This window comes from Methanomassiliicoccales archaeon (assembly GCA_014361295.1).
In the GTDB taxonomy this organism is placed as follows: Archaea; Thermoplasmatota; Thermoplasmata; order Methanomassiliicoccales; family JACIVX01; genus JACIVX01.
Window position 1 is genome coordinate 1 of record JACIVX010000029.1, and the last position, 4,680, is coordinate 4,680.

The 4,680-nt window shown below is 51.6% G+C and carries 3 protein-coding genes; all 3 read right to left on the bottom strand.

The window, feature by feature from the left end:
• The coding region (locus H5T41_10660; protein ID MBC7109221.1) for a bifunctional DNA primase/polymerase at positions 1–2,287 on the bottom strand (2,287 nt) is incomplete at its 3' end.
• A gap of 9 nt (positions 2,288–2,296) precedes the next feature.
• Entirely contained in the window at positions 2,297–2,512 is a 216-nt protein-coding gene (locus H5T41_10665) for a ribbon-helix-helix protein, CopG family (GenBank protein ID MBC7109222.1), read from the bottom strand.
• Positions 2,513–2,951: 439 nt separating this feature from the next.
• A partial coding sequence (locus tag H5T41_10670; GenBank protein MBC7109223.1) for a hypothetical protein occupies positions 2,952–4,680 on the bottom strand: 1,729 nt, incomplete at its 5' end.

The window sequence follows — 4,680 nt, forward strand, 5'->3', positions numbered from 1 at the left end:
GGCGCATCATCCAATTGGGATTAGCAGGCCATCCCTTCGGCGGTCTCGATCTGTCCACGCCTGCCACCTGCGTCAGCTCCTCATACAGCAGTGTTGCCGTGCCTTCGAAGCACCGCTCCTTCAGGGCCTCCTGCCGAGCCAGCTCGACCACAGCCGAAGCCAAAATATCGCTCTCGATCAGCGTGTTCATGCTCTCCGAGCGGTTTCGTTCGTACGCCTCCAGGAAGTCGCCCTCATCCCAGGGCATGACTTCCTCGCATGCAGCGATCCAGATCGCGAAGTCAGCCATCCTTGGCAACCGGCCACGCAGCCTCTCCTTCGCTCTGGTGCGGTTTCTGAGCCCTGCAGAGGCAGCATCAGCGAGTAGCCCCCAGATCTCTGGGAGATATGACTCCACGGCGCTAATCAGCTCAGCCTCTGAGCGTCTATCTGAGCTCGAAATTGGTTTCAATGAGATTGTGATGATGCGATCCAGCAGATCCGGTCTCGTGGGGGCTGCCTCGATTCCGTTGAGGACACACGGCCTGCGTACCGAGATGGCGGCCTCCTCCCAATCCGTATACTTCTGTCGTTTGCTGTATGTAGCGCCCGTGGAAAAGCAGCATAACGCATCTGAGAGCCAGTCCTGAATTCCGCTCAGGTTGTCGAAGCTCAGAATCCGCTCGTTTCTCGCTGCAACAAACAGATCCTCCTCGTCCCTCGGTGGTCTCCTGAGGAGATTATCTGACGGATCTGTGATTAATTTCAGCATCTGAGCTAGGATCGATTTTCCAGAGCCTTGTTCGCCTTCCAGGACCAGGTGCACGTACGGACCATGCGGCCATACGGCCTGGAGCATCCAAGAGAGCGTCAGGATGATGCTCTCTCTGTCGCTTAGCCGAAGCAGTTCTATGACATTCTTCCAGGAACCACCGCGCCGCGGCTCTGGAATCGGTGTTATCCGGCCATGTCGGATGAACCGCACCGGTGCACGGTCGACAAGCTTCCAGCCTTCAGCAGAGATCTCCAGGATCTTCCAGTCAGACCGTCCAAGGTCGATATAGATCTTGTTGTCATGTTCCGCTATGCGAAGATACGTTTTGTGTACTTCGCGGCTCGCTGCTATTGAATCCAGCAGATCCACGATAGATAAAATATCCTCTTTTCGTGGCGTCTTTCCGAATTTATCATGAAACTTTCTTGTGAGAAAATGCCTGAATGGTGCGGATTTTACAGGATAACTAGCGAAGCCGCTGTTGATGAAGAAGGATACGTAACCAGTTCCTGCACCATCATGCCATAACTCTACGGTTTCTAAAATTTCATTAAGTAACTGGTCTTTCAGTGCTACCTTTTTCTGTGGGGGATCAGATTGATAAGCGCTTTTCAGACTCTTTAGAGCCTCATCACGTGTATATTCATGATCGCCTCGATCACGCACTGCCTGCTGGTACCTAAGCATATATTCGCTAGCGGTGGATGCATCGATTCCATAATTACGCAGCAGGCAAGCGAGCTCAAAGCCGGTGCGGTTCCGGCATCCTGCGATACCGCGCTCGATCGCTGTCTGCAGGCAGTCCTCAGCGATCTTCTGCAGACCGTCGGCTCTTAACACGACTTCGCGCTGTACGTTCTGCAGCCGCTCGATATTCGCATCCAGTCGAGCCTTACCGATATTGTTTTCGGAGAATGAGATACCAAGCCGCTGAAGCTCCTCCACAAGCCACTTAAACGAGACTGTGGCCGGTGGTATGTCCTGGACCATCTTGTAGTCGATCCGCACGCCATCAACCGACTTCCACGAGGGGGGGATGACTTGGTACGTTCGCTGCAGCTTGATCTCGCCCACATGAGCGCCATTTCGATACAGCTTGATCTGTGCGATATCTTGTTTCTTTCCGATTCCCTGCAGAATCTGAGCGATCTCTGTCTCGCTCTCGCTCCATCGCACGAGATATGCCAGCCTGCCTGGTCTGGTCTCCCACGCTGTCGTTTCTGGTATCTGGAGATCTTTTACAGCATCCGGATGATCCAGATCAAGCACCGCGTGCGGATGATTGACAAGAATACCGATATTGCCTTTCTTGCACCACCGCTGCGCTTTCTCGAAGCTATGCGGTTTATTCTGCCATCCTTTCTCTGTCGGTGGATATTTCTTTCCAGCCTCGATAAGCACAAAACCGAGGCCATAAAACGCGGTTGGAACGGTGTTTGATGACTTGTTCGCATCTGTACGATCAGCATTCTTTATATATCCGGACGTCACTGCAATATTCTTGTAGGAACGACTGGCAGATGTCTTGTTCATGAAAATCACCTAAGCACTTGCATCTGTCAGGCCTTTTCTCTCATACTCTTCGATTTTCGCAGCTAGCATTTCTCTGATGATAGCGCTAATCGATATGTTCCTTTCACGTGCGAGCTGGATGAGCTGATCACGCATTTCAGGAGTGACTCTAACACCAAAGTAGCAGTGCCTTATTTTATTCGATGCATGGACTGGTCTGTATCTAGTCGATCTGATACTCTTCATACAATCACCTAAGCACTTGATTTTTTTTCGTACATGTCCTATATGTATTAGTATAAATATTTTACGGTTATATCATACACGGTTTATAAAAGCCGTTTCTTTGAAATTTCTTTAGACATGTTATACTCCTTGAGCCGCGCTACATTTTCTCATAATTTTAGAGAAGTTCCTCCATGCACCACTTCAGATCAAAAGTCCTCTTTACCAGCTCAGTCGTTCCATATGATGTATGAATCCAGCTCTTTTGGTGCGTATCATCCTGATGGAATGCGCCAAAAACTATTTCATTCGACGAGTCGAATTAAAATCAAAAAAACATTCGAGACGACCGCTAGCGATCCTCACACGTGCACAAGTGCGTTGATATACCTGTGATATTCGTCAAAAATTTTTCGAAGTTCTCCACAGGCTCGATGAGAAAATTTTGGATAATGTGAATTCAAGTTGGCCGTAACACCCAGTGATCGCCGTCAAAGGATTCCTTCGGATCGCGGCCACGATTTTGCACCAACACGAATGCTGCAAGCTTCTTCAGACTCTCCATCACCACTGCAGGGGACGCACCGAGTTTTTGCGAGAGCTCGAATGCTGGAGCACCATGAGCTGCGCGGTTTTTGAGACATTCTATGATACGCATGTCCAGCTCGCTGAGATCTCCACGCCGCATGAGTTCCGAGATGCGATCATTCAAGCTTGCAGGTTCGGTGCTCGTCGCATCTCCTCCTCCGTCTCCAGGAGAGCCGCATCCCGCTCCTCCAGCTCCACCACCATCCCCACCCCTCCCCTCTACAGGTGCACCCGATGCTGATTTTGATAAATCGCTATCCGGCGACATTTGGCGACATTTGGCGACATCAAAATCGCTATCTCCGTCGACATTTTGCGACATGATCGACATTTTACCTTCAAAGTCCGTCTTTAGCACCCTCGCACTTCCTAACCCCCCTGATTTTAGGACTTTTGAGGTAAAATGTCGATCATGTCGATCATGTCGTTCAGTGCTATCGTTTTTGATGTCGACAAATATCGACGATGTCGACGGAGAGCTCTGTTTTGAAATCAGGGCGTTTAAAGAGATTCTTATCATCTTTGCGCCTTTCTCGTCGCGCAGATCTTCGATATCGACGCCGTGCGCTCTCAGAGCCGGTGCCATTCGCTTGAGTCGGCGCATCATCCAATTGGGATTAGCAGGCCATCCCTTCGGCGGTCTCGATCTGTCCACGCCTGCCACCTGCGTCAGCTCCTCATACAGCAGTGTTGCCGTGCCTTCGAAGCACCGCTCCTTCAACGCCTCTTGGTGCACAAGATCCACAACAGCAGAGGCCAGGATATCGCTCTCGATTAAAACAGACAGGCCGGCGGTGCGGTTCTTCGTGTATACATCAAGAAACTCTCCACGGCTCCACGGCATGACTTCCTCACATGCAGAGATCCAGATCGCAAAATCCGCCATGCGTGGAAGCCGTCCGTGAAGTTCCTTCTGCACTCGATCGCGGTTTCTGAGTCCTGCTGAAGCCGCATCCGCAAGCAGGCACCAGATCTCTGGAAGATATGCCTCCACAGCCTGGAGGAGCCCAGCCTCACTCCGCCGGTGCTCCACAGATATCGGTTTCAGATTGATAACGATTGTTCGATCCAGTAGATCAGGCCTTGAAGGTATGGCCTCGATGCCGTTGAGAATGCACGGCCTGCGTACCGAGATGGCGGCTTCCTCCCAGTCGGTGTATTTCTGGCGCTTAGAGTAGGTCGCGCCCGTGGAAAAGCAGCAGAGAGCGTCTGAGAGCCAGTCCTGAATTCCGCTCAGGTTGTCGAAAGAGAGAATCCGCTCGTTTCTCGCTGCAACAAACAGATCCTCCTCATCTCTCGGTGGTCGCCTTAGGAGATGGTCCGATGGATCTGTGATGAGCTTCAGCATCTGAGCGAGCATCGATTTACCGCTGCCTTGCTCTCCTTCCAGGACCAGGTGCACGTACGGACCATGCGGCCATACGGCCTGGAGCATCCAGGAGAGCGTCAGGATGATGCTCTCATGATCGCTCAGTCGAAGTAGTTCTATGACATTCTTCCAAGAACCACCGCGCCGCGGCTCTGGAATCGGTGTTATCCGGCCATGTCGGATGAACCGCACCGGTGCACGGTCGACAAGCTTCCAGCCTTCAGCAGAGATC

Coding starts and splice junctions, on each gene's coding strand:
- H5T41_10665 (MBC7109222.1), bottom strand. CDS start 2,512: ATGAAGAGTATCAGATCGACTAGATACAGACCAGTCCATGCATCGAAT.